Origin of the sequence: Roseovarius sp. MS2, from assembly GCF_051447875.1 — a bacterium.
Lineage (GTDB): Bacteria > Pseudomonadota > Alphaproteobacteria > Rhodobacterales > Rhodobacteraceae > Roseovarius > Roseovarius mucosus_A.
On the sequence record NZ_JBKHVF010000001.1, the window covers coordinates 812164 to 835953 of the forward strand.

General features: G+C 60.9%; 24 protein-coding genes and 1 pseudogene. 4 read left to right on the forward strand and 21 right to left on the reverse strand.

Annotated features, from left to right (window positions below; translation table 11 throughout):
* Positions 1-88: 88 nt before the first annotated feature.
* Positions 89-3196 (reverse strand): efflux RND transporter permease subunit, encoded by a 3108-nt coding sequence (locus ACLGGT_RS04080; RefSeq protein ID WP_008279409.1) that lies wholly within the window; start codon positions 3194-3196, stop codon positions 89-91.
* A 24-nt stretch (positions 3197-3220) separates the two neighbouring features.
* Complete coding sequence (locus ACLGGT_RS04085; protein WP_081508627.1) at positions 3221-4330, reverse strand: efflux RND transporter periplasmic adaptor subunit; 1110 nt, start codon at positions 4328-4330, stop codon at positions 3221-3223.
* A 160-nt stretch (positions 4331-4490) separates the two neighbouring features.
* Here ACLGGT_RS04085 and ACLGGT_RS04090 point away from each other — a divergent pair, with 160 nt between their 5' ends.
* The gene (locus ACLGGT_RS04090) at positions 4491-5144 is read left to right on the forward strand and encodes a TetR/AcrR family transcriptional regulator (protein WP_219435964.1); all 654 of its coding nucleotides are present in this window, start codon (positions 4491-4493) and stop codon (positions 5142-5144) included.
* Here the strand turns inward: ACLGGT_RS04090 and ureG are convergent.
* From ureG to ACLGGT_RS04185, 19 genes and pseudogenes are all read right to left on the reverse strand, one after another.
* Positions 5141-5803 carry an urease accessory protein UreG gene (gene ureG, locus ACLGGT_RS04095; RefSeq protein WP_008279412.1) on the reverse strand — a complete coding sequence of 221 codons (663 nt, stop codon included), beginning with the start codon at positions 5801-5803 and terminating at the stop codon, positions 5141-5143. The two genes, ACLGGT_RS04090 and ureG, sit on opposite strands and share 4 nt — an antisense overlap.
* Positions 5800-6432 (reverse strand): urease accessory protein UreF, encoded by a 633-nt coding sequence (locus tag ACLGGT_RS04100; RefSeq protein WP_437195100.1) that lies wholly within the window; start codon positions 6430-6432, stop codon positions 5800-5802. Before ACLGGT_RS04100 ends, ureG begins: the two co-directional genes overlap by 4 nt.
* Complete coding sequence (locus ACLGGT_RS04105; RefSeq protein ID WP_437195101.1) at positions 6432-6911, reverse strand: urease accessory protein UreE; 480 nt, start codon at positions 6909-6911, stop codon at positions 6432-6434. Before ACLGGT_RS04105 ends, ACLGGT_RS04100 begins: the two co-directional genes overlap by 1 nt.
* 9 nt (positions 6912-6920) lie before the next feature.
* A complete protein-coding gene (gene ureC, locus ACLGGT_RS04110) occupies positions 6921-8630 on the reverse strand; it encodes an urease subunit alpha (RefSeq protein WP_081507533.1) in 1710 nt (569 codons plus the stop codon).
* Positions 8631-8936: an urease subunit beta gene (locus ACLGGT_RS04115; RefSeq protein WP_008279416.1), complete on the reverse strand. Its 306-nt coding sequence runs from the start codon at positions 8934-8936 to the stop codon at positions 8631-8633.
* Complete coding sequence (locus ACLGGT_RS04120; RefSeq protein ID WP_151976836.1) at positions 8933-9091, reverse strand: LPXTG cell wall anchor domain-containing protein; 159 nt, start codon at positions 9089-9091, stop codon at positions 8933-8935. The genes ACLGGT_RS04115 and ACLGGT_RS04120 overlap by 4 nt, the downstream gene beginning before the upstream one ends.
* Positions 9092-9103: 12 nt before the next feature.
* Positions 9104-9406, reverse strand: a complete 303-nt coding sequence (locus tag ACLGGT_RS04125) for an urease subunit gamma (RefSeq protein WP_081507532.1) — start codon at positions 9404-9406, stop codon at positions 9104-9106.
* Between the two features lie 12 nt (positions 9407-9418).
* The gene (locus ACLGGT_RS04130; RefSeq protein WP_437195102.1) at positions 9419-10231 is read right to left on the reverse strand and encodes an urease accessory protein UreD; all 813 of its coding nucleotides are present in this window, start codon (positions 10229-10231) and stop codon (positions 9419-9421) included.
* Positions 10232-10360: 129 nt separating this feature from the next.
* Positions 10361-11056, reverse strand: a complete 696-nt coding sequence (gene urtE, locus ACLGGT_RS04135) for an urea ABC transporter ATP-binding subunit UrtE (protein WP_437195103.1) — start codon at positions 11054-11056, stop codon at positions 10361-10363.
* 3 nt (positions 11057-11059) lie between these two features.
* Positions 11060-11800: an urea ABC transporter ATP-binding protein UrtD gene (urtD, locus tag ACLGGT_RS04140; RefSeq protein ID WP_008279421.1), complete on the reverse strand. Its 741-nt coding sequence runs from the start codon at positions 11798-11800 to the stop codon at positions 11060-11062.
* On the reverse strand, positions 11797-12981 hold the full coding sequence (gene urtC, locus ACLGGT_RS04145; RefSeq protein ID WP_437195104.1) for an urea ABC transporter permease subunit UrtC: 1185 nt from the start codon (positions 12979-12981) through the stop codon (positions 11797-11799). Before urtC ends, urtD begins: the two co-directional genes overlap by 4 nt.
* Positions 12982-12984: 3 nt before the next feature.
* Positions 12985-14957, reverse strand: a pseudogene (urtB, locus tag ACLGGT_RS04150) (urea ABC transporter permease subunit UrtB).
* 65 nt (positions 14958-15022) lie between these two features.
* Positions 15023-16285, reverse strand: coding sequence for an urea ABC transporter substrate-binding protein (gene urtA / locus ACLGGT_RS04155; protein ID WP_232279151.1), 1263 nt, complete (start codon positions 16283-16285; stop codon positions 15023-15025).
* Between the two features lie 339 nt (positions 16286-16624).
* Positions 16625-17485 carry an ABC transporter permease gene (locus tag ACLGGT_RS04160; RefSeq protein WP_437195105.1) on the reverse strand — a complete coding sequence of 287 codons (861 nt, stop codon included), beginning with the start codon at positions 17483-17485 and terminating at the stop codon, positions 16625-16627.
* A 1-nt stretch (position 17486) separates the two neighbouring features.
* The gene (locus ACLGGT_RS04165) at positions 17487-18344 is read right to left on the reverse strand and encodes an ABC transporter permease (protein WP_151976840.1); all 858 of its coding nucleotides are present in this window, start codon (positions 18342-18344) and stop codon (positions 17487-17489) included.
* Positions 18344-18604 (reverse strand): TOBE domain-containing protein, encoded by a 261-nt coding sequence (locus ACLGGT_RS04170; protein WP_437195106.1) that lies wholly within the window; start codon positions 18602-18604, stop codon positions 18344-18346. The genes ACLGGT_RS04165 and ACLGGT_RS04170 overlap by 1 nt, the downstream gene beginning before the upstream one ends.
* Positions 18523-19443, reverse strand: coding sequence for an ABC transporter ATP-binding protein (locus ACLGGT_RS04175; protein WP_437195107.1), 921 nt, complete (start codon positions 19441-19443; stop codon positions 18523-18525). Before ACLGGT_RS04175 ends, ACLGGT_RS04170 begins: the two co-directional genes overlap by 82 nt.
* 55 nt (positions 19444-19498) lie before the next feature.
* Positions 19499-20560 carry an extracellular solute-binding protein gene (locus ACLGGT_RS04180; protein ID WP_437195108.1) on the reverse strand — a complete coding sequence of 354 codons (1062 nt, stop codon included), beginning with the start codon at positions 20558-20560 and terminating at the stop codon, positions 19499-19501.
* Between the two features lie 151 nt (positions 20561-20711).
* Entirely contained in the window at positions 20712-21686 is a 975-nt protein-coding gene (locus tag ACLGGT_RS04185) for a quinone oxidoreductase family protein (RefSeq protein ID WP_037296964.1), read from the reverse strand.
* A 365-nt stretch (positions 21687-22051) separates the two neighbouring features.
* Between ACLGGT_RS04185 and ACLGGT_RS04190 the strand changes: the two genes are divergently transcribed.
* From ACLGGT_RS04190 to ACLGGT_RS04200, 3 genes are all read left to right on the forward strand, one after another.
* Entirely contained in the window at positions 22052-22612 is a 561-nt protein-coding gene (locus tag ACLGGT_RS04190) for a DUF4202 domain-containing protein (protein WP_219435954.1), read from the forward strand.
* A 213-nt stretch (positions 22613-22825) separates the two neighbouring features.
* Complete coding sequence (locus ACLGGT_RS04195) at positions 22826-23116, forward strand: cytochrome D1 domain-containing protein (RefSeq protein ID WP_437195109.1); 291 nt, start codon at positions 22826-22828, stop codon at positions 23114-23116.
* On the forward strand, positions 23031-23732 hold the full coding sequence (locus tag ACLGGT_RS04200) for a sirohydrochlorin chelatase (protein WP_437195110.1): 702 nt from the start codon (positions 23031-23033) through the stop codon (positions 23730-23732). Before ACLGGT_RS04195 ends, ACLGGT_RS04200 begins: the two co-directional genes overlap by 86 nt.
* Positions 23733-23790: the final 58 nt, after the last annotated feature.

A 23790-nucleotide genomic window follows, 5' to 3' on the forward strand; every position in this document is an offset into this window, starting at 1 on the left:
CCAGAACTGGCCGAGTTGCTCAGGCGTTTAGAATGCTCAGGCAACAATCACGTGACAGTCCCCGGCTCTTGCCGGGAACTGCCCAAGGTCAATCGCGCGACTTGGCCCGGCCAAAGAGACGCGTCACGATCACAAAGAAGAGCGGCACAAAAACCACGCCCAACACTGTGCCCGAAATGGTGCCGCTCAGCACGCCGGACCCAATGGCATTGCGCCCACCGGACCCTGCGCCAGAACTCAGCACAAGCGGCAGAACGCCAAGAGAGAACGCCATCGAAGTCATGATGATCGGTCGGAACCTTTGACGCGCCGCCTCGATCACCGCCTCCAAAATGGTCTCGCCTGCCTCATAGCGTTCTCGGGCAAACTCTACGATCAGGATCGCATTCTTGCCCGTCAGGCCCACCACCGTCAGCAGCCCCACCTGAAAGAATACCCCATTCTCAAACCCGCCAATCCACGCGCCGGTCAGCGCGCCCACGATGCCGATGGGCATGGCCAACATGACCGCAAAGGGAATTGACCAGCTTTCATAGAGGGCCGCCAATGACAGGAACACCGCCGCCAAAGAAAGCGCGTAGAGCAGCGGTGCCTGATTGCCCGACTCGCGCTCTTCCAGCGACAGCCCGGTCCAGGCCAGCTCATAGCCCTGTCCCAGTTCCGCCACGAGACGCTCCATCTCGGCCATCGCCTCGCCTGTCGACACACCGGGCGCGGGCGAGCCCTGCAACTGCACCGATGGGATGCCGTTGTAACGATAAAGCCCCTGCGCGCCGTAATCCCATCGCCCTTCGGCGAAATTGGAAAACGGCACCAGCCCGCCGCTGGCGTTTCGTACCCGCCATTTGTCAATATCGGTGGGTTGCGCGCGCGCGTCGGCCTCTCCTTGAACATAAACCCGCTTGATCCGGCCCTGATCAAGGAAGTCGTTCACATAGCTGCCCGCCCAAGCAATCTGGAGCAATTGCCCCACATCCGTCGGCGTCAGCCCCATAGCCCCCGCCTTGCGCCAGTCGATATCAAGATTGTATTGCGCTGCATCCTCTAGCCCGTTGGGCCGAGCCGAGGCGATAAGATCGCTTTGCGCCGCCATGCCCAGCAGCTGATTGCGCGCGGCCATCAGATCGGCATGGCTTTGCCCCGCCCGCGCTTGCAGGTAGAAATCAAAGCCCGACACATTGCCCAGCTCGATCACCGAGGGCGGCACGACCGGGAACACCATCGCATCGCGGATTTGGCTAAAGGCCCCAAAGGCACGGCCCGCCAAGGCCTGCACGCTCTGTCCCGGTTCGGTCCGCTCTTCCCAATCCTTGAGCTGCACAAAGGCCAGACCCATGTTCTGCCCATTCCCCGAAAAGCTGAAGCCGACGACGCCGAACATCGAGTTCACAACATCGGTTTCTTGTTCGAGATAATAATCCTCGACCTGCTTGATCACCTCCAGCGTGCGCTCGGCGCTTGATCCGGTAGGGGTTTGGATGAGGGTAAAGAGAATGCCCTGATCTTCTTCGGGCAGGAACCCGGTGGGCGTGCGCAAGAACATCAGCGCCATGCCCAACGCCAACGCCAAATAGACGACGAACACCCGCACCGGGCGGCGCACCGACCAGCCCACCGCGCCGCCATAGCCATTGGTCAGCTTACCAAAGCCGGTGTTGAACCACGCGAACGGTCCGCGCGTCGCACCATGGCCATTCTTGGCCTTGAGCAGGGACGCGCAGAGCGCGGGCGTGAGCGTGATCGCAACCACCACCGACAGCGCCATGGCGGACACGATGGTGATCGCGAATTGCTGATAGATCACGCCGGTCGATCCGGGAAAGAACGCCATCGGCACGAACACCGCCGAAAGCACCATGGCAATGCCCACCAGCGCTCCGGTGATCTGGCCCATGGATTTATGCGTAGCCTCACGCGGGCCAAGGCCCTCTTCCTCCATGATACGCTCGACATTTTCAACAACGACAATCGCGTCATCAACCAAAAGGCCGATCGCCAGCACCATCGCCAGCATCGTCAGCGTGTTGATCGAGAACCCCGCCGCCGCCAGCACCCCGAAGGTGCCCAACAAGACAACAGGCACCGCGAGGGTAGGGATAAGCGTCGCGCGCAGGTTTTGCAGGAAGAGGAACATCACGAGAAACACAAGACCAATCGCCTCGAACAGGGTCTTGACCACTTCCTTGATCGAAATTTCGACAAAGGGCGTGGTGTCATAGGGGATCACGTAATCCACACCTTCGGGAAAGAAGCGGGCGAATTCGACCATCCGCTCCTTGATCGCGCGCGCCGTGTCGAGGGCATTCGCCCCCGGAGCCAGAGTGATCGCCATACCTGCCGCAGGATCGGTGTTGAACCGCGCCGTCGTGGCATAGTTTTCCGCCCCAATCTCGACCCGCGCCACATCGTCGAGCAGCACGAGGCCGCCGTCAGTCTCGGCACGCAGCACGATCTGACGGAAATCCTCAGGCGTGCTGAGCAGCGATTGCGCGGTGATCGTGGCGTTGAGTTGTTGGCCTTCGACCGCCGGTTGCGCGCCAAAGGCACCAGCAGAAATCTGCGCGTTCTGCGCCGAAACCGCCGCCACAACGTCTGATGGCGTCAGGCCGAATCCCGCCAGCTTGGACGGGTCGAGCCAGATACGCATCGCATATTGCGCACCAAAAACGTTGACCGATCCGACCCCCTCGGTCCGACTTAGTTCATCAACAAGGTTGGTGACCATGTAATCCGACAGGTCCACCTGATCGAGCGTGCCATCGGTCGAGATCATCCCAACCACCATCAGGAAGCCTGCCGAGGATTTCTCGACCGTGATCCCCTGACGCTGCACAATCTCGGGCAAGAGTGGCGTGGCCTGACCTAGTTTGTTCTGAACCTGCACCTGCGCGATATCCGCATCTGTGCCCGTCTCAAAGGTCAGCGTCACCTCGGCACTGCCCGCCGAGGTCGAGCGAGACGAGAAATAGCGCAGGCCGTCCAGCCCGGTCATCTGCTGCTCGATCACCTGTGTCACCGTATTGGCCACAGTATCGGCTGAGGCCCCGGGATAATTGGCGGTGACCGTGACAGAGGGCGGCGCGATTTGCGGATATTGCGCCACAGGCAGGATCAGGATGGCCAGCACCCCGACCCCCATGATCAGGATCGAAATGACCCATGCGAACACCGGGCGGTCGATAAAAAAGCTGGCCATTCGGAATATCCTCTGCCCGGTCGGTTATTGTTGTTGTGCGGCGGCGCGCTCTTCAGGCGTCACGGTCGCCCCCGGTGCGGTTTTCTGGAACCCTGCCACCATCACGCGATCACCAGGGTTCAACCCCTCATCCACCACCCAGGCATTGCCACGGTCTTGGATAATGTTCAGCGCGCGTTCCTCGATCACACCGTCGCCATTGACCACCCAAGCAAGCGGACGACCGCGCCGATCGCGAACCACGCCCTCTTGCGGCACGAGGTACACATCGCGCGCCACTTCAACCGGCATATCGACCTGCACATACATCCCCGGCAGCAAAAGAAGATCAGGATTGTCGAACTGCATCCGCAGCGTGACAACCCCGGTTTGCGGATTCACATTGGGTTCCGCCGCCTTGAGCTGACCTGTCTCGCTATAGTCCGAGCCATCCGCCAGCTTGAGCCGCACCGTGGCATCCGCATCCTCAAGCTCGCGCTCCGTCTCACCGCGCCGCCACCGCAAGAGGTCTGCAGCGGATTGCGTCACATCGACATAAACCGGATTGATGTTGCGGATCACAGTCAAAGGCTGGGCTTGGCTTGCGGTCACAAGCGCACCCTGCGAGGTTAATGACAGGCCTATCCGCCCCGACAGGCGAGCCCGAATAGTTGTGCGTGACAGCTCGATTTCCGCAGAATTGAGCTGTGCTTCGGCGAGTTCCAGCCCTGCTGCCGCCGCATCTCGAGTCGATGTCGCCTCGTCAAGCGCCTGCTCGCTGGCGACATTTCGGGATTGCAGTTCCACCAGACGTCTCGCCTCGCGCTCTGCCGCGCGCAGCTGCGCTGCGGCCTGCGCCACACCGGCACGCGACTGCCGCACAGTGGCCTCATAGGTGGCCTTGTCGATCTGATAGAGGGGATCACCGATGGTCACATCAGCCCCTTCTTCGAACAGGCGTTCCGTGATGATCCCATTGACCTGCGGACGCACCTCAGCCTCTGCCGAAGCTGCCACGCGCCCCGGCAAGAGCGACGTCAAGGTCACATCCTGCGGCGCAAGCGTTACAACGGTCACGGGTGTCGGCCCCTGGGCCTGTTGCGCAATGGCAAATCCCGGCACAAAGCCAGCACAGAGCGCGAGCACGCGGATCATTCGGGGAAACGCAGCCATCAGAGACCCTTTCACGATATGGATTGGCAGAACGGCGTCCAGTCAGATATAAAACGCGTGCGTTTTATAAATATGACAAACGGGCAAATGGCAACAGCACAGCGCCATGCGCACAACCAATGTGCGAAAATGAGGCCACGTGATGCGAGATGGCACACGACGCGAGCAAGCCCAGAGCAAGATCCGGCGCGGACGCCCGGTCACACGCAGTTGCGAAGACCGGCGCGACGCCATTTTTGCCGCACTCGAAGCGGTGCATGCCGAGCGCGGTCTAGACGGGGCCACGATGGAGGCAATCGCCGCCCATGCAGGAATGTCCAAGCGGACGCTCTATGCCGCTTTTTCCAGCCGCAGCGCGCTCTTTCGGGCCTATATCAATAAGGTGGCCGATGCGTTCATCCGTCCGCTGCCCGACGCCGACACGGCCCTGCCCATCGCCGCGCGACTTGAGCGTGTGTTATCGCAAGGTGTCCGGCATCAGGGTTATGGCTTGCCGCTGGAAATCCTGCGCGCCTTCATCGCACAGGTGCCGCAGGCACCGGATATTGGCCGCGATCTGGTCCAAACCCTGATGCGACGTGATCTGTCGATCCTCAAGGCCGAGTTGGACCGTGGTCTTGACCGAAGTGAAATTGCGGTTGCAGATACAACCGACGCGGCGCTCCTGCTGCTCGATATGGTGCGGCCATGGCCGCTGGAGTCTCTGCTGGATCCCACCTGTCTTGCAACACCAGAGGCCCTTGCCATGCGGCAAAGATTGGCAATCCGGGTGTTTCTCAACGGCCTTGTGCCTTAGTTGCCCGGCACTCCAGCCACCAGGACCAGGGGTGGCTGCACCTGCAATCCCCCCTCCTCAACGATGAAATCGACAATGGCATCAACGCCCAAGCCGCGCCGCAATTGCGCCAGCACATAGGGCCTGCCAGCGCGGGCCTGCGCCGTATCCGCCTCAAGACGCACCAGATCGACGCCAACATAGGGGGCAAGATCGGTCTTGTTCACCACCAACAGGCCCGATTTCGTTACCCCCGGCCCACGTTTGCGCGGAATGTCCTGACCGGCGGCAGTATCAATCACATAAAGGGTAATATCCGCCAATTCCGGGCTGAACGTCGCGGCAAGGTTGTCACCGCCCGACTCGATCAGGATGAGATCGAGATCAGGAAAGGCGGCCGTCAGCTCCTCCACTGCGGCCAGATTGATAGAGGCATCTTCGCGAATGGCCGTATGCGGGCAGCCGCCGGTTTCCACCCCGCGAATGCGGTCTGCGGGCAGGACCTGCGCACGCAAGAGGTATTCGGCATCCTCGCGGGTGTAAATGTCATTGGTGATAACCGCCATCGAACAGCGCGGCGCCAGCGCACGCGCCAGCATTTCGGTCAGCGTCGTCTTGCCCGCGCCCACTGGGCCACCGATCCCCACACGCAGCGGGCCATTCATGCTCTTGCCTGTCATGTCCGGAATATCCTCACGTCCTGAGTTTCATGTCGCAACGCCGCAAGATCACCCGCCAGCGCACAGGTCCCGATCTCGTCAAGGGTGGCTCGCGCCGCCCGATCCGCCTGCGCGTGAATTTCCGGCAAAAGCCGCGCCAACACAGCCTGCCCTTCGGTCTGACCCAATGGCACGTGGCGGACGCTGATGGTCACAAGGTTCCCGACAAAGCCATGCAGATAAAGCGCGATCACATCGCGCTTGGGCAGGTCCAGCGCCGCCGCCGCCTCACCCACCGCCACAGGTAGGAAACGCGCGGGCAAGGCGCGCCCAGTGATCCCCGCCACGCATCGCGCCAGTGCCGCCCCCTGTTCCCGGCTTTCCTGCAAGCGTTCGGCGCAGGGTTGCAGCGCGCGTGCAAGATCGTCGAGCCTGTCACATTCCCCATCCAGCGCATGGGCCAGCAGCAACGCATCTTGCCAGCCAGCGCCGTATCGCAGGATATTGCCAAGCCATACCACAAGGCTTGCGGCATCCCGCACCGTGCCTGCCGCAATCTCAGCCTCCAGACCATGTGAATAGGCAAACGCCCCGGTTGGAAAGGCTGGCGAGAGCCATTGCACAAGCGTGAGATGCCCAGAGCTGAGCATCAGGCGTGGCTGTGATGGGCGTGGCTGTGATCCCCGTGGTCATGCCCCATGGTGCGCCCCTTGCCATAGGCCCCGCCCTCGGGCCGGAACGGGCCAGTGACGGGCGTCAGCTTTGCACCCAGATAGGCCAGCATCGCCTCGATCACGTGGTCGCGGCGGATACACAGATGATCCGCACCAATCTGGCATGGCGTGTGCCGGTTGCCGATATGCCAAGCCAGCCGCGCAAGATCGCCACGCACCTCAATTAGATCCTCGGGTGCGGCCTCGACCGCCACCGCGCGCCCATCGTCGAGCGCAAAGCCCCAGTGATCGTCAAGGTTCGTCACCTCTGCCAGATCGACAAGAAATGCCAGGCCATCCCGCCCCACCAGCCGCTTGCGGCGCATCAGCCGCGCGTCATAATCCAGCACGACCGTATCAGACACCCGATCAGGGGCGTGATGAAGCAGGTGGCGGGCAACAGGCAGGTCGGTCATGGCAGGCCCTCAGAACATGAAATAGCGTTGTGCCAGCGGCAACTCAGAGGCTGGTTCGCAAGTGAGCAATTCGCCATTGGCGCGCACCTCGTAGGTTTCGGGATGCACCTCGACCTCGGGTGTCAGGCTGTTGTGGATCATGTCGCGCTTGGTGATCTTGCGGGTATTGGCGACGGCGAGGGTCTCTTTGGCCAGACCCAAGGCCGCGCCGATCCCCTCGGCCTGCGCTGCGGCACTGACAAAGAGCACGGCAGAGCGTTCCACCGCCCGCCCATAGGCCCCGAACATGGGCCGCGAATAAACCGGCTGGGGCGTGGGAATAGATGCATTGGGATCACCCATCTGCGCCAAAACGATCGTGCCGCCCATCAGCACCATTTCCGGCTTTGCACCAAAAAACGCCGGGCTCCAGAGGACAAGATCAGCGCGCTTGCCGGGGCTGACACTTCCGATATAGGCGCTCATCCCGTGCACAATGGCGGGGTTGATGGTGTATTTCGCGATATAGCGTTTCACCCGCATGTTGTCGTTGTCGCCGGTCTCTTCCGGCAACCGCCCACGCTGCTTGCGCATTTTTGAGGCGGTTTGCCATGTGCGGATGATCACCTCGCCCACGCGCCCCATCGCCTGACTGTCCGAGGCCATGACAGAAAACGCGCCCATGTCGTGCAGGATATCCTCGGCGGCGATGGTTTCACGCCGGATCCGGCTCTCGGCAAAGGCCACATCCTCGGGGATCGCTTTGTCCAGATGGTGACAGACCATCAGCATATCGAGATGTTCCTCGATCGTGTTGACAGTGTAGGGCATGGTCGGGTTGGTCGAAGACGGCAGGATATGTTCATAACCCACCACTTTCATGATGTCCGGCGCGTGCCCGCCGCCTGCGCCCTCGGTGTGAAAGGCGTGGATGGTGCGGCCTTTGATAGCGGCAAGGGTATTTTCCACAAAGCCGCTTTCATTCAGCGTGTCGGTGTGGATCATCACCTGCACATCCATGTCATCGGCAACACTCAGGCAGCAATCAATCGCACCGGGCGTGGTGCCCCAATCCTCGTGCAGCTTCATCGCGCAGGCCCCCGCTCGGATCATTTCGATCAGCGCCTCGGGTTGGCTTGCATTGCCCTTGGATGACAGGCCGAAATTCATCGGGAACGCATCCAACGATTGCAGCATCCGCCCGATATGCCACGCTCCCGGCGTGCAGGTTGTGGCAAGCGTGCCATGCGCGGGGCCGGTGCCGCCACCCAGCATGGTGGTGATCCCGGAATGCAGCGCATCCTCGATTTGCTGCGGGCAGATGAAGTGGATATGCGCATCAAAGCCACCCGGAGTAAGGATCTTGCCTTCTCCGGCGATGATCTCGGTGCCCGGACCGATGATGATATCGACACCCGATTGCGTGTCTGGGTTGCCCGCCTTGCCTATGGCGGCAATCAAGCCATCGCGCAGGCCGACATCCGCCTTGGTGATCCCTTGATGATCGACAATCAGCGCGTTGGTGATGACGGTATCCATCGCACCCCCGGCGCGGGGGATCTGGCTCTGGCCCATCCCGTCACGGATCACCTTGCCGCCGCCGAATTTCACCTCTTCGCCATAGGTGGTCAGATCACGCTCTACCTCGATGATGAGATCGGTATCACCAAGCCGCAGCCGGTCGCCCGTGGTGGGGCCATACATGGCGGCATAGGCAGAGCGGGGGATCGCATAGGGCATCTAGAGGTCTCCCATCACCTGTTGATTAAAGCCGAACACCCGCCGCGCGCCGCCGTAGGGGATCAGCCGCACCTCGCGGCTTTGCCCCGGCTCGAACCGGACGGCGGTGCCAGCAGGAATATCCAGACGCTGGCCGCGCGCCGCGTCGCGGTCAAAGCTGAGGCCACTATTGGCCTCGGCGAAATGGTAATGGCTGCCGACTTGAACTGGTCTGTCGCCGGTATTGGCAACCATCAGCACAGTCACCGGCGCGCCCGCATTCAGGGTGATGTCACCGTCGGCGGGCAACACCTCGCCGGGGATCATTTGCGCCTCCGACCCAGCACATAGCCGCCAGCAGCTGCGATCACCCCGACAACGCCAAGCCACATTGCGTCAATCCCATGCGGGTGCAGATGCGGACCAGGGTCGGCCAGTGCCAGCGTCGGTGTGAGAAGGAAAAAGGCAACGGGATAGCGCATGATCAGTTCCTTTCAGCGGATGGGATTATGAACGGTGACAAGCTTGGTGCCATCAGGAAAGGTCGCCTCGACCTGCACCGCATGGATCATCTCTGCGATGCCATCCATACAGTGCTGGGACGTGATGACATGCGCACCCGCCTCCATCAGATCGGCCACCGTGCGCCCGTCGCGCGCGCCCTCGACCACGTAATCGGTGATCAGCGCCACGGCCTCGGGGTGGTTAAGTTTGACGCCGCGTGCGAGCCGCCCTCGTGCGACCATCGCGGCGAGGCTAATCAACAGCTTGTCCTTTTCACGCGGGGTGAGGTTCATCGCGGTTCTCTCCTAAATCTGCCAGACGCGGGGCAAAGGGCCAGGGCGCAACACCGAAACCAGCCGCATGATCTGCCGCTTGAGCGGCCAGCCATCAGTGGCCATAAGGCGGATCACCAGCTTGCCGTCAAAGCCCGACGCGCCGCTGGTCACGCCCTCTTCGGTCAGTTCTGCACGAGCGCGCTCCACCGCATCCGCAGCCCCCGGCGCCACCAACGCCAGCGTGGCAAAGGCCCGCGCTGCGCCCAAAATGGCGGGACCAGCGGTCAACGCCTCGGTGCCCAAATGCAGCGGCTCGATCAGAACCGGGCGGCCCAAGCGCATGATCCGGCGCGTATCGCGCAGCGTTACATCGGCCAGTGTCTCGCCCATGGCAATGCGGCCCAGAACGATGGCCTCTAGCATCAGGCAAGAAGCATCCTCGGCCAAGTCTATCTCGGTTTCGCGGACGAGGTGGCTGCTGTCATAGAGGATGGTTTCCTGCGGCAGCCAATCGAGGTGCCCGCCGCCCCCTACAGAATGCCGCACCGTGACATGCGCCGCACCATCCGCGCTGCGATAGGCGCGTTCAGCGGTCTGCGTGGTGGCGGTGGCACGGCACCCCGCTGCCAAATCAAGACGGTAGGCCAAGGTGTCTCCGCCCGCCAAACCGCCGGATGTGTTGAGAAAGACCACCTCAGGGCCAAAGGCGCCCGGATGCACGAACGCTTTGGCCGACCCCGCCTGATGCAGCCGGTCCAGCCGCGCCCCGGCGGGGCCCGGCAAGAGGGCGACATGTGCCGCGCCGTGGCTACGCTGATGCAAGGGGGCGGGACAGGCGGTCATGGGTGATTCCGAGTTGCGACAGGTCAGAGGCTACCTGTTGTGTCGGGGCCTGCCAGTCGCCCGGCGCGCCAGCCTGAAATCCCACAGGCACGCCGGCTGTATCTGCCTATTTTTAGCGCAGATGGCCTATTAAATAGACACCTCACGCAAAAGCCGGTCTCGCTCCACCATCGCCGCAGGCTCGGACAGCCGCACTTCGCCCCGGTTCAAGACGACCAGATCATCCGCCAGCCCATAGGCGAAATCGAAATACTGTTCGACCAACACGATGGCAATTTCCCCCTCGTCCCGCAGCAAACCGATCACCTCGCCAATTTGCTTGATGATATTGGGTTGAATCCCCTCGGTCGGCTCATCGAGCAAAAGCACGCGCGGCTTGGCGATCAGCGCACGGGCAATGGCCAACTGCTGTTGCTGCCCGCCCGAGAGGTCGCCGCCGCGCCGGTCCTTCATCTGGTCCAGCACCGGAAAGAGATCATAAATCCGCGACGGAATCCGGTGTTCGGATTTCGGCAGACAGGCAAAGCCGGTTTCGAGGTTTTCGGTCACAGTCAGGAGCGGAAACACCTCGCGCCCCTGCGGCACATAACCGATGCCCGCCCGCGCCGCCTGCGCCGCGCTCAGATGATCCAGAAACGCCCCATCAAGCGTGATATGCCCACCCGAATACGGATGCCGCCCGGCAATCGCCTTTAGCAAGCTGGTCTTGCCCACACCATTGGTGCCCATCACCGCCGTCACAGCACCGGGGCGCGCCGTCAGGCTGACACCATGCAGGATCTGCGACGCACCGTAATGCAGCGTGAGGTTCTCGACGCTCAGCATCGCTTATCTCCCCAGATAGACATCAATCACCTGCTGGTTTTGGGTCACATGATCCAGACTGCCCTCGGCCAGAACCGAGCCTTCGTGCAGCACCGTCACCTTGCAACCCAAGCGGCGGATGAATTCCATGTCATGCTCGATCACAACAACGGCGCGGGTCTGCGCCGCGCGTTTGAGAATATCCGTCGTATGCTCGCGCTCGGCGGGGGTCATCCCGGCGGCGGGCTCATCCACCAGCAAGAGACGCGGATCTTGGGCCAAGAGCATCCCGATTTCCAGCCATTGCTTTTGCCCATGGCTCAACTCTCCGGCGCGGCGCGGTAGCGCATCAAGCAGGCCGATTTCCTCAGCCAATTCAGCAATCCGGGCCGTGGCACGCAAGGAGCGGCGATAGAACAACACATCAAACGGCCCGCGCTTGGCCTTGAGCGCCATGGCAAGGTTCTCGCGCACGGTCTGCGCCTCAAAGACCGTCGGCTTTTGAAACTTGCGCCCAATCCCTGCTCGCGCGATCTGGCTTTCGCTCATCCCAAGCAGCGAGACGGATTTCTCTCCCCAGATCACGCGGCCCTCATCGGGCCGCGTCTTGCCGGTCACGATATCCATAAAGGTTGTCTTGCCTGCGCCATTCGGTCCGATCACGGCGCGCAATTCAGGCTCTGCCACTTGGATCGACAGGTTGTTGATCGCGCGGAACCCGTCAAAGGTCACGGAAACGCCTGAAACTTCTAGAAGCGTGCTCATGGTTTTCTCACGATCTTGTCAAAGAGGCCACCGATGCCACGCGGAAAGAACAGTGTCACCGCAACAAAGCCGAGGCCCAGCAACACCAGCCACCAATCGGTCCAATTGATCGTATAGAACCCGAGGTTGATGTTGGGCGCGCCGCCCCCCGTGAACCAGCTTGACGCAAGGCTGACAACCGCAGCCCCAATCACCGCCCCATAGAGCCGCCCACGCCCACCGATAGCCACCCAGACGGCAAGGTAAATCGAGGCAATCGGCGCAATCTCGGCTGGGTTGATGATACCAGCCTGCGGATAATACAGCGCCCCGGCGATTGCCGACACCACCGCTGTCAGCGTGAAAATGACCAGTTTGTAACTCTCGACATCATAGCCCAGAAACCGCACCCGCGCCTCATTGTCGCGAATGGCGCGGATGACCGATCCGAATTTGGCCGAGACCAGCCAAGCAAAAAGCAGATAGCCGAGCCCAAGCGCAACCGCTGAGGCCCAGAAGAACCACAGCGACAGCGTGGATTGCGGCACATGATCAAGACCGGGAATGTTTTGCAGGCCCGACAGACCGTTGTTGCCCCGCAACCCGGTGTCGTTCTGGAAAAGATAAAGCGACAGCGCCAGCGTCATCGCCTGCGTGAGAATGGAAAGATATACCCCGGTAACCCGACTGCGAAACGCCAGCCAGCCAAAGACCAGCGCCAAAAGGCCCGGCACCAGCAAAACCATCAACAATTGCAGCGTGAGACTGTGCGCAAAGCCCCAAAGCCATGGCAATTCATTGCTGCCCACCACACCAAAAATCTGGCTGGCGATGGCATTTTGAACCTCACTCTGCGTTGGCGGAATGGGCGCAGCGGAAAGCGACTCGACTACGATCCCTTGGGTGCGGGCATACATAAGCCACATGCCGATGGCATAGCCGCCAAGGCCGAAAAAGGCGAAATGCCCTAGGCTTAGGATGCCGCAATAGCCCCAGACCACATCCATCGCAACCGCGATGAGACACAGGCAAAGCGTCATACCAAGGATCTTGACCATCGAGGTTGAGAGAAGCGCAATGCCGAACCCCTCGGACAAAACCGTCACCCCAAGGGTGAAGAGCGCGAGGCAACCAAGGAACCACAAAACCGACGGGTTCTCTGCCAAAAACCGCTTGCGTGGGGCAATCTCGGGTTTGCTCATGGCTCAGTCCCCCGCCGCACGACCCTTGAGGGCGACGATACCCTTGGGCCGGAATTGAATGAAAAGGATGACGAAAAGCACCATATAGGTCTGCGCGGCCAGGGTGTTCGAGGGGTTGAACCACTCGATCCCCTTTTGCAGAAACCCGATCATCGAGGCCCCCGCCAGCGTGCCCCAGACGTTGCCGACGCCGCCCACTACAACGGTCATAAAGCTCTGAACGATGTAATTCGCCCCCATCTCGGATGTGACCTGCGCGTAAAGACCAATCGCCACGCCCGCGATGCCAGCGATGCCCGACCCAAGGCCAAAGGTCAGCATGTTGATGCGGTCCGGGTCGATGCCCATACTTGCCGCCATCCCGGGATTTTGCGTGACCGCGCGCACCTCCAGCCCCAGCCGCGTGCGCTTGAGGATGAAAAGCAAGAGCGCCAGAAAGATCAGGGCAAGCACGAAAATTGCCACGCGAATATTGCTGATGCTGACAATGTCATTCAGCGTCAACGCCCCGCTTAGCCAGTCAGGGGCCGTCAGAGGGCGCGCCTGCGTGCCAAAGATGTTCTTGGCGAGCTGTTGCAGGGCAATCGAGATGCCAAAGGTCGCGAGCAGTGTTTCCAATGGCCGGGTGTAAAGATGCCGGATCACCAGCCGCTCCATCACCACGCCCGCGCCAAAGGTCACGACAAAGGCCAGTGGCAGGGCAATGATCAGGCTGACGGTGTAATCGGGGATGAACAGCTGCACCACATAGCCGGTGTAGGCCCCCATCATGATGAATTCGCCATGCGCCATGTTGATCACGCCCATGACGCCAAAGGTGATAGCAAGACCGATGGCCGCGAGGAAAAAGATCGAGGCGAGCGAGAGCCCGTCAAGCACCAGATCGAAGGTCTGAAAGAGGCCAAGCGCGCGCGAGGTGGAAGCGAGCGCCGCCTCAGCGGCGGCTGTCACCTCGGGGTTCGGCTCGGCATAGACCTCGTAGAACATATGCGCCGCAACTGCGCGGGCCACTTCATCATCGGCAGCACGAGGGGGCACAGTGCCTGCAGCCTCCAACGCCTCATAGGCGCGGGCACGGGCATCATCGGTGTTGAGAAGATGCAAGGGCACCCCCCCACAGCCCCATCGACGATATGCTGTGCCAGCACATCACGACGATCAGTGGCGCTCTGACGTGGCGGCGCGAGATTGGCAGCCACCAGCCGATCATAGGCCTCAACCTCGGAAACATCCGTGCCAACCTCAAGCACGCGCGCAATATTGGCATCAGTGGGCAGGGCGGTGCCGACGCCCTGCGCGCGAACCGTCAATTGGTTGAGCACGCTGCGCGCTTCAATGCTGATATCCCCGGCCAACCCTTCGATTGCCGCGAGGCGGTAGGGCAGCGCCGATGCAAACTGCGCGGTCAATAGCGTCAGAAGCCGTTCTTTGCGCTGTTTCAGCGCGGGATCTGTCTCGGTCTCAATAGACTTGCTCAATGGGTCGATCTGGCTGGCGTCCCCACTGCGGGCAATCGCGTCTAGTGCCGCCGCGCGTCGCGCCGGATCGGGCGCATTCAGCTCAAAGGGCACAAGCGCCGCCGCGATTACCCCACGCACCCCAGAGTTGGGCCGGATTTGATTAACGTCACGGCTGCTGACCTCGGCCACCGCAGCCCCGCTATCGATGTCGATCAAACGCAGCGCGCCGCCCGCCTCTTCAGCATAGAAAAACAGCCCATCGTCAGGCCGCTCATAGACCCCGCGATCCTGCCACCGCAGCAGGAATTCGGCGGTTCCGGGCCGGTCCGCAGCCATCAATGCAGAGAGCACCCGATCAACGGTGCTGCGCGATGGCTTGGCGATCTCTGCCTGATACTCTTGCAAGAGCGGCTGTAGCCCCTCTTGTGCCCGTCCCTCGGAGGGCCGCAACAGGGACAAAAGGCCAATGGCCAGCACTGTCGCCACAAGCTGGGCGAGAAAAAGAAACGAACGCATCTGGATATGGGCCTTGCCTGAGAGGAAAGGCGCGCAGGGGGCTCCCCCCGCGCGCCCGGTGCGCGTCAGTAGTTCGACGTCATCTGCACGCAGGTCTTGGTCTCGGTGTTGTACATACCGCAGCCAAGATCTTTCCAATCGCTCGTGAGCGGTGCGCTCTCGGGCAGGTAATCGGTCCAAGCATCGCCCGGCACCTCTGTGGTCTGGCTGATGATGTCAAACTGCCCATCGGCCCGGATCTCGCCGATCAGCACCGGCTTGGTCAGGTGATGGTTCGGCAGCATGACAGCCGTGCCGCCGGTGAGGTTCGGAAATTCCTGTCCCCACATGGCCGAGCGCACCGCGTCCACATCGGTGGTGCCCGCCGCTGTGACCGCGTTCACCCACATATTGAAGCCGATGTAATGTGCCTCCATCGGGTCGTTGGTTACGCGGTTTTCACCGGCATAGGCCTTCCACGCCTTGACGAATTCGGCGTTGATCTCGGTATCGGCGGACTGGAAATAGTTCCATGCCGCAAGATGGCCCACGAGTTCGGTGGTATCGAGACCCGACAGCTCTTCTTCACCCACAGAGAAGGCCACGACAGGAATGTCGTCGGCGCTGACACCAGCGGCGGCAAGTTCCTTGTAGAAGCCGATATTGGCATCGCCATTGATGGTCGAAATCACACCGACCTTTTTACCGCCAGCGCCCAAAGCAACCACATCCGCGACAATGGTCGCCCAGTCGGAATGGCCAAACGGGGTGTAGTTGACAAAGATGTCCTCGGCGGCGACGCCCTTGGATTTGAGATAAGCGTCAAGGATGTTGTTGGTGGTGCGGGGATAGACATAGTCTGTACCCAACAGAGCAAAGCTCTCGACGCCCAATTCTTCAAGGAAGTAATCTACCGCCGGGATCGCCTGCTGATTGGGCGCGGCACCGGTGTAGAACACGTTCCGCGAGGATTCTTCACCCTCGTATTGCACCGGATAGAACATCAGGCCGTTCAGTTCCTCCAGCACCGGCAGGGCGGATTTGCGGCTGACGCTGGTCCAAGAGCCAAAGATCACATCGACCTCGTTCACCGTCAGCAACTCGCGCGCCTTTTCGGCAAAAAGCGGCCAGTCAGAGGCCGGATCGACCACGACCGCCTCAATCGGGCAACCCAGCAACCCGCCCTTGGCGTTCTGCTGTTCCACCAGCATCAGGACTGTGTCCTTGAGCGTGGTTTCCGAGATTGCCATCGTCCCCGAGAGCGAATGAAGCACGCCCACCTTGACCGGGCAATCCTGAGCCAGCGCAGGGGCCGCCACAAGAACGGTGGTCGCAACGAGGCTCGCCATAAATGTTCTTTTCGTCATATTGTTCGGAACTCCCTTGTCCGGGCTGCGCGCGTCGTGGCGTTGTTCAATTTCGGGTCCCCCACCGTCATTTTGGCGACGCAGCATTTTGTTTGCACCTCTCCGCAGAGGAGCGCCGTTTGGTGTGACCAGCGCCGCCTTCAGAGGGTCTGAGCGATTTCAGACAGAACGAAGCAAACAGATTTGCGGCGATTTGCTCTAGCGAGAGCGTGCAGCGCGGTGGCGAACCTGCCAAGATTACCGCTTTTTGGGCAGTTCGCAGGCGCACCGCCTATTTTATTTGCGATTGCAGAAAAAATGCCGCGCTGCGGCATTGTGCGATCAAGGCTTTTGCCCGCGCCCTTGCACAAGAATACCAAGAAGGCCCAACAGGCCTGATCCCACCATCAGCGTGACCGATACGGCATTCAGCACAGGGGTCGAGCCTTCGCGCATCCGGTCGAACATCGTCACCGTCAGCGGCGCATTCGATCCGTTGAGGATCAGCGTGGTGTTGAAATTCTCGAAGGAAATCAAAAAGGCCACGATCCCCGCCCCAAAAAGCGCGGGCCGCAGCCATGGCAAGGTGATAGTCAGAAAGACCACCGCTGGGCTTGCCCCGAGGTTGAGCGCCGCCTCTTCCAGCGTGCGATCAAAGCGGCGCAGGCGCGCGGTGATCACCAGTGTCGCAATCGTGGTGATAAAGGAAAACTGCCCGAGAATCACCAGAAACAGCCCCGGTCGCAGGGCGGAAACCTCGTATCCCGTCAGAGAATTCACCGCCTCTGCCAACGTGGACGAAAACACGAGGATGGAAATGCCCAAGATCACCCCCGGAATGACCAAGGGTGCCAGCATCATGATATAGGCGAATTCCTTGAACCGGAAATCGTGGCGATCAAAGAGAAAGGCGGTGGTGGTCGCCACACTCAGCGACAGGGCCGTGACCCAGAATGCCACAAACGCCGAGTTAAAGAAGCCCGCGACGATGCGCCGGTCGTTGATCAGACCCAAGCGAGGTTGCTCCGCCCCGATGAACCAATCCAGCGTAAACCCTTCCCACGGGAGGCCAGGAAACTGACTGTCGTTGAATGCAAAAACCGCCACCACCGCCAGCGGCAGCGCCATGTAGACAAAGAACAGCGCGACATAGGCCGCATAGGCAAAGCGCAACAGCGGCGAACGGGGGAGCGAAGCCAGCATCCTAGCGCCCCAGCGTATTCGAGAGCGACTGCCCCGACAGCCGCAACAAGAGCCAGACAAGCGCGCTCGACGTGGCCAAGAGGATAAAGCCAAAGGCCGATCCCAACTCCCAGTTGAAGCGCGTGATGAACTGCGAATAGATCTGCGCGGTGAACCACTGTCCGCTCTTGCCGCCCAGCAAGGTCGGCGTCAGATAATTGCCAAGCGCCAGCATGAACACCACGATAGAGCCCGCGATGATCCCCGGCATGGCATAGGGAATGACGATACGCGTCAGCACGGTCCAGCCATTGCCGCCCAGATCATACCCCGCCTCGACCAGCGCATCATCCATGCCGTCAATGGTGGAAATCAGCGGCACGATCATAAAAAGCATCGAGGTATAAACCAGCCCGATCAGAATGGCTGCATCATTATAAAGAAACTCAACCGGCCCCGATGTGATCCCCAACCCCTGCAAGGCGTTGGAAATCAGTCCAGTTTCCCGCAAGAGCAGCATCCAGCCAAATACCCGCACAATCTCGGACACCCAGAACGGCAAAAGGCATAGCATGAAGAGCGCCGCCTTGGTGCGGCCCTGCGCAATCTTGGCGATGTAATAGGCCACCGGAAATCCGATGAGGAATGTCAGAACCGTGGCGATGATGGAAAAGACCACCGTGCGCAACAACGTCCAAGGATAGACCCACGTCGCCGCGAAATCCGCATAGTTTCGAAACCCGGTTTCATAGACGCGCGGGGCCACTTTTTCGCGCAAGGACAGGATCAGCATGTCGATATGCGGGATCACGATCAAAAGCGCGATCCATGCTACGAAGGGTGCAAAGAGCAACCAAAAGACCAGCTTGCCCTCGCGCATCACACCCCCGCCACCGCAAAGGACACGACAGACCCCGGCCCTAGCCCTAGCGCCACAGAGGCCCCGCGCCGCAAGGGTTCAGCCTCTCCTGATTGTGGCAACAGCGCTTCGATCACGTCGCCCCCCGGCAGACGTGCCAATATCCGGCTTTGCGCACCGTTAAAGAGCACATCCTCGATCACCGCTTCCAGCCGGTTGGTGCTGTCTTGAGCAGGCGCGCCCACGGCGATGGATTCGGGCCGGATAAAGATGTCGAGCATTCCCCCCACCTCGACCGAACCCGACCGGGGGGCGCGGCAACCAGTGTCAGCCCCTGATCCGTTGCCAGCTTGCATCCCGCACTATCCGCCGCGATCAAGCGCGCGCGCAGTTTGTTGGCATCGCCCACGAACCCGGCGACAAAGGCGGTCTGCGGCCTGAAATACAATTCCTCTGGCGTGCCCACCTGTTCGAACCGCCCGGCGTTCATCACCGCAACCCGGTCCGACATCATCATCGCCTCGGATTGGTCATGGGTGATGTAAACAAAGGTTGTGCCGAATTCGTGCTGCAACTGCTTGAGTTCGATTTTCATATGCTCGCGCAGTTTGAGATCGAGTGCGCCCAATGGCTCGTCCAGCAGCAACACGGCCGGGTCGAGCACCATCGCCCGCGCAATCGCGATCCGCTGCTTTTGTCCGCCCGAGAGCTGATCGATCCGCTTGGGTCCGGCATCTGACAGCCCCACCCGGCCCAGCACCCCCGCAACCGCGCGGGTAATCTCGGCGCGGGGTGTGCCGCGACGGCGCAGACCATAGGCGATATTTTCGGCGACGGTCATCATCGGGAACAGCGCCAGATGCTGAAACACAAGATTGACAGGCCGCCGGTTGGGGGGCGTATCCAGAACCGACGCACCCTTGATCAGGATATCGCCCGCATCCGGGCGCGCAAACCCTGCCATCATCCGCAGCAAAGTGGTCTTGCCGCAGCCAGACGGGCCAAGAATTGAAAAGAAGGATCCCTTGGGGATTGCAAAGGACACGTCGTCCACAGCCGTGAAGCTGCCGAACCGCTTGATCAGGTTACGGCATTCGAGATCGGCGGAAATACTGTCCACGTGGTCTGACCTTTTAGGGGTGACGCGGCGGTTGACCCGCCGCGCCCCATTCCAGTTATTGCGCCGCAATCTGATCCAGCAAACGGCCTTCGATATCCTCAAGACCGGCGGGGATTGGCGGGAACCACTTGATGTTGGAAATCACCTCGGGCGGGAACGCCTCTTGATAGGCGGCACGCAGTGCCGGATCGACCATGTCGTCAGACCCTTTGGAGGCCGAGAAAGACCCCGCTTGATTGACGATCTGCGCCGCAACATCAGGGCGCATCACAAAGTTGATCCATTTGTAGGCGGCCGCATCATTCTCGCCTTTGGCGGGAATGGCAAAGGTGTCGATCCAGCCCAAGGCCCCTGTCGAGGGGGCCACGAAGTTCCACTTGGCATCCTCGGCATTCAGCTTGAAGCCGGTCGCATCCCACGCCTCTGCGGCCACAACCTCGCCTGAGCGCATCATCGCCAAGAGATCATCAGCACCGCTCCAATAGGCTTTTACATTGGCCTTGCATTCGCCCATGGCAGTTGCGGCGGCGGTGATGATTTCCTCGTATTTCGCAGGGTCAGAATAGGCCGCGAACGGATCCTCTCCGGCAGCAAAGGCAAAGCCCAGAAGGGCGATCCGCTTGGTCCGCATGGAAATCTTGCCCGCGTAGTCAGCCGAGCAGAGATCGGCATAGGTCTTGATATCGCCTGCAACCGAGCGGTCCACAGCAAAGCCTGACACGCCCCAGATATGCGCCACGCCGTAAGCCGCGCCATCCACCGTGGTTGCGGCCACCGAGGCATCATAGAGATCGCCGATGAATTGCTCTTTGTCGATCTGGCTCAGGTCGAGCGGCTTGTAGATGCCGAATGCCTGTTGCGGCCCAAGGATACGGTCCTGGCTGGGCTGTGCCAGATCAAAACCTGCCCCACCCGTGGCGCGCAGCTTGGAGATCATGTCCTCGTTATTGGAGAGGGTCACTTCTACGTCGATGCCCGTCTCGGCCTTGAAGGCGGTGATCACAGACTCGGGCGCGTAACCGCCCCAAGTCAAAAGGCGCAAGGTCTCGGCAGACCCGGCAGTGCCGATCAGCGCAAAGGCTGCGCTGGTCAGGACGGTTCCCAACAGCTTTCTCATAGTCCACTCCCTGTGTATCGCCCGGTTCCCGGGCCTTTGTTGTGGCCAGACGCTATGCCGCTGCCCGGCATGCGTCAAGCCATGCGCAGATTACGCTTGAGCGAGGGCTGTCGCCAACCCTCGCTATTCAACAGCAACAGAGCCGAGAGGATCAGAGCGTCAGGATCGTCGAGCCCGTCGTCTGCCGCCCTTCCAGCGCGCGATGCGCCTCTGCAACCTGATCCAGAGGGAAACGCTGCCCGATATTGACCTTGATTGCGCCGCTCTCGACCTTGTCGAAGAGATGCCGCGCCATATCCTGACAACGGGCGTGATCGGCGAGGAAGGTGAACAGCGTCGTGCGCGTCAGCTTGAGAGATCCCTTGGCTGCCAGCGTCAAAAGGCTCACCGGCTCAACCGGGCCAGAGGCATTGCCAAAAGACATCATCATTCCCAAGGGCTTGAGGCAATCGAGGGATGGCGCGAACGTATCCTTGCCAACACCGTCCATCACAACATCCACACCCTTGCCATCGGTCAGCGCCTTGACCTCTGCCACGAAATCGCTGTCGCGATAGTTGATGCAGGCTGAGGCGCCGTTTTCCATCGCAAGGCGGCATTTTTCATCCGTGCCTGCGGTGCCAATCAACCGGATACCTTCTGAGCGCGCCCATTGGCAGGCCAATAGGCCGACACCCCCCGCAGCGGCATGGAACAGCACGGTTTGCCCCGCCTCAAGAGGCCAGACCCGATGAAAGAGATATTCCACCGTCATCCCTTGCAACATGATCGACGCGGCATCTTCAAACGAAATGCCATCCGGCAGCGGGCAAACCTGCGACGCGGGCATCACCCGCGCCTCGGCATAGGCACCCGGCGGGGTCGCGGCATAGGCGGCGCGATCACCGGCTTTCAGGTGGGTCACACCCTCGCCAACTGCCTCGACAATCCCTGCCGCCTCCATCCCCAAAGCATGCGGATAGGCCAGCGGATAGAGGCCAGTGCGTTGATAAACATCAATAAAATTCAACCCACAGGCCATGTGGCGGATGCGGATTTCACCCGGCCCCGGCTCTCCTACGGGCCAGTCGACCAGCTTCAACTCGTCTGCACCGCCCGCTTTTTCGATAATGACTGTTCGCGCCATGTCGTGCTCCCTCTCATTCATTGCATGATCCCTGTCGCCATGTGGCGATTGGCGGGGAATAAAGGCCAGTCCGCGGCGAAAGGCAATCCCGGCGCTTGGGATTTCCCAGTCTGCAATCCGCATGACCCAATCCTGACCAGCCGCGCTGCACGACGCCCAAGTATTTGTTAAAAAATGGAAAAAGGGCAAAGATGAACGCGTGCATGCGCAACGCTCTGTCTTTGACCGCTGACTATGTCCGTTTGAAACCTGAGATATGGCGGCGTGAAATGGGCCAACCGATCCAAGATCCAATAGATCAATGACAGCGAGGCCCTGCGCGGCTATGCTGAGCAGGACCCGGCAGAAACATGGGGTAAAGCATTGTGAACAAACTGGAAACTGCACTTGCTGCGATTGACGCGGCCAACCGTCATGACCCGGATTTGCGCGAGGGCGAACCGGCGGCTTGGCTTTATGGGCGACGGATGAGCGCGGAATGCACTCGGCTGTTTCCAGAGGCATCAGAGCCGTTGCAGATTGCCGCGCGCGGCCAGCATATCGAGCGTTGGGTATTGAAAAGACAGGATTTTCCAGAGGGGCGTGCCGGATATCTGACATGGCGCACGACCCTTGCCAAGCATCACGCGGCCCGCGTGGGCGAAATCATGCAAGACGCAGGCTATGACAGCCACGACATTGATATTGCAGGAAAAATGATCCGAAAAGAGGGCATCAAGCGCGATGCGGACGTGCAGGCGCTGGAGGATGTCATCTGTTTCACCTTTCTCAAGTGGTATTTCGCGCCCTTCGCCCCCTCGCAAGACCCGGAAAAGCTGGATCGGATCGTTACGAAGACCGCGCTAAAAATGTCGGAGGAGGGACGCGCGCGGGTGTTGGAGGAGTTCGATCTGCCCGAGGCTTTGGCCGTTCATTTCCGGGTTTGAACCTTACAGAACTTACGAAGCTTGAGGCGATTTTGTAAGGTTTTCCAGAACATTTCGCGATCAGACAGAGCACCGGCCAGCGCAGGCAGAAACGTGCCAGCGCGATGGTAAGTCCAAGCCGTCAAAATGAGCCGACACCCGCCAGAACATCCACCGCGTGACAGCAGGTGAGATGGGAACAAAAGGTTAAGAAGGGGTGCGTGCTCCATCCGATTGTGGCCAGAGCCGGGGGCCGCCGTGACGCATGTGGAGTTTACCCACGACGGGCGCTATGTGTTGGTGTCCATCCGACAGGACGCAGGTGCGGTGATCGTTTACCATGCGGTCACGCTAGAAAAAGTGACCCGCCTGCCGATGCGCAAACCCTTGGGGACAGACATTGCCGATACCAAGATCACATTCCCGGACGGAACCCGCCATGAACACCGTCGCAATCATTGTAAGCCATGGCCAGCCTTCGGACCCGGACCCTGCCGAGGCGGCGCTGGCCGATTTTGCCGCTGAAGTGGCACAGGCTCTGCCCGGCTGGCATGTGGGATCGGCCACGCTGGCCAAGCCCGGCGCGCTGGAGGCGGCGCTGCTCGAGGCTGGGCCGGGCGCGCATGTTTATCCCTATTTCATGACGGGGGGGTGGTTCACCGGCGATGCATTGATGCAGCGGCTGGAAGGGTCGCGTGCGGTTGTCTTGCCGCCCTTTGGTCTTGACCCCGGATTGCCGGGCTTGGCGGCCGCGCTCTTGACAGACACGATGGCTGCAAAAGGATGGCAGGCACCGGAGGTGCGGGTGTTTCTGGCGGCGCATGGATCAGGGCGCAGCACGCAAACGGCGCGCGACACGCAAGGGTTTGCCGAAGCACTTGCCAACGTGTTGCCCTTGGCGGAATTGCGGGTGGGGTTTGTCGAGGAACCCCCCTATCTGGCGGATCAGGCGTTTGATCTGGGCGCGATGGCGATTTGCCTGCCGTTCTTTGCCGCAAAGGGCGGGCATGTTCTGGACGATGTTCCCGAAGCGCTGGATCTGGCGGCGTTTCAGGGTGTTTTGCTGGATCCTATCGGCTGTGCGCCGGGGGCGGCGGCGCTGGTGGCGCGCAGTTTGGCGCGGGCGATGGTGGCGGCATGATGCGCGGCTCTTTTGCTGCTTTATCCGTCAACCGCGCGGGCGGGGCGATTACTCTCGT

Bases quoted from the DNA above. Each gene is read 5' to 3' on its own strand.
- ACLGGT_RS04130 (WP_437195102.1), bottom strand. From the start codon at position 10,231: ATGACCGCCTGTCCCGCCCCCTTGCATCAGCGTAGCCACGGCGCGGCA.
- ACLGGT_RS04120 (WP_151976836.1), bottom strand. From the start codon at position 9,091: ATGCGCTATCCCGTTGCCTTTTTCCTTCTCACACCGACGCTGGCACTG.
- urtD (WP_008279421.1), bottom strand. From the start codon at position 11,800: ATGAGCACGCTTCTAGAAGTTTCAGGCGTTTCCGTGACCTTTGACGGG.
- ACLGGT_RS04200 (WP_437195110.1), top strand. From the start codon at position 23,031: ATGAACACCGTCGCAATCATTGTAAGCCATGGCCAGCCTTCGGACCCG.
- ACLGGT_RS04105 (WP_437195101.1), bottom strand. From the start codon at position 6,911: ATGACCGACCTGCCTGTTGCCCGCCACCTGCTTCATCACGCCCCTGAT.
- ACLGGT_RS04165 (WP_151976840.1), bottom strand. From the start codon at position 18,344: ATGCGCGAGGGCAAGCTGGTCTTTTGGTTGCTCTTTGCACCCTTCGTA.
- ACLGGT_RS04080 (WP_008279409.1), bottom strand. From the start codon at position 3,196: ATGGCCAGCTTTTTTATCGACCGCCCGGTGTTCGCATGGGTCATTTCG.
- ACLGGT_RS04125 (WP_081507532.1), bottom strand. From the start codon at position 9,406: ATGAACCTCACCCCGCGTGAAAAGGACAAGCTGTTGATTAGCCTCGCC.
- urtE (WP_437195103.1), bottom strand. From the start codon at position 11,056: ATGCTGAGCGTCGAGAACCTCACGCTGCATTACGGTGCGTCGCAGATC.
- ACLGGT_RS04100 (WP_437195100.1), bottom strand. From the start codon at position 6,432: ATGCTCAGCTCTGGGCATCTCACGCTTGTGCAATGGCTCTCGCCAGCC.
- ACLGGT_RS04160 (WP_437195105.1), bottom strand. From the start codon at position 17,485: ATGCTGGCTTCGCTCCCCCGTTCGCCGCTGTTGCGCTTTGCCTATGCG.
- urtC (WP_437195104.1), bottom strand. From the start codon at position 12,981: ATGAGCAAACCCGAGATTGCCCCACGCAAGCGGTTTTTGGCAGAGAAC.
- ACLGGT_RS04090 (WP_219435964.1), top strand. From the start codon at position 4,491: ATGCGAGATGGCACACGACGCGAGCAAGCCCAGAGCAAGATCCGGCGC.
- ACLGGT_RS04170 (WP_437195106.1), bottom strand. From the start codon at position 18,604: ATGCTCGACATCTTTATCCGGCCCGAATCCATCGCCGTGGGCGCGCCT.
- ACLGGT_RS04180 (WP_437195108.1), bottom strand. From the start codon at position 20,560: ATGAGAAAGCTGTTGGGAACCGTCCTGACCAGCGCAGCCTTTGCGCTG.
- ACLGGT_RS04115 (WP_008279416.1), bottom strand. From the start codon at position 8,936: ATGATCCCCGGCGAGGTGTTGCCCGCCGACGGTGACATCACCCTGAAT.
- ureC (WP_081507533.1), bottom strand. From the start codon at position 8,630: ATGCCCTATGCGATCCCCCGCTCTGCCTATGCCGCCATGTATGGCCCC.
- urtA (WP_232279151.1), bottom strand. From the start codon at position 16,285: ATGGCGAGCCTCGTTGCGACCACCGTTCTTGTGGCGGCCCCTGCGCTG.
- ureG (WP_008279412.1), bottom strand. From the start codon at position 5,803: ATGACAGGCAAGAGCATGAATGGCCCGCTGCGTGTGGGGATCGGTGGC.
- ACLGGT_RS04085 (WP_081508627.1), bottom strand. From the start codon at position 4,330: ATGATCCGCGTGCTCGCGCTCTGTGCTGGCTTTGTGCCGGGATTTGCC.
- ACLGGT_RS04185 (WP_037296964.1), bottom strand. From the start codon at position 21,686: ATGGCGCGAACAGTCATTATCGAAAAAGCGGGCGGTGCAGACGAGTTG.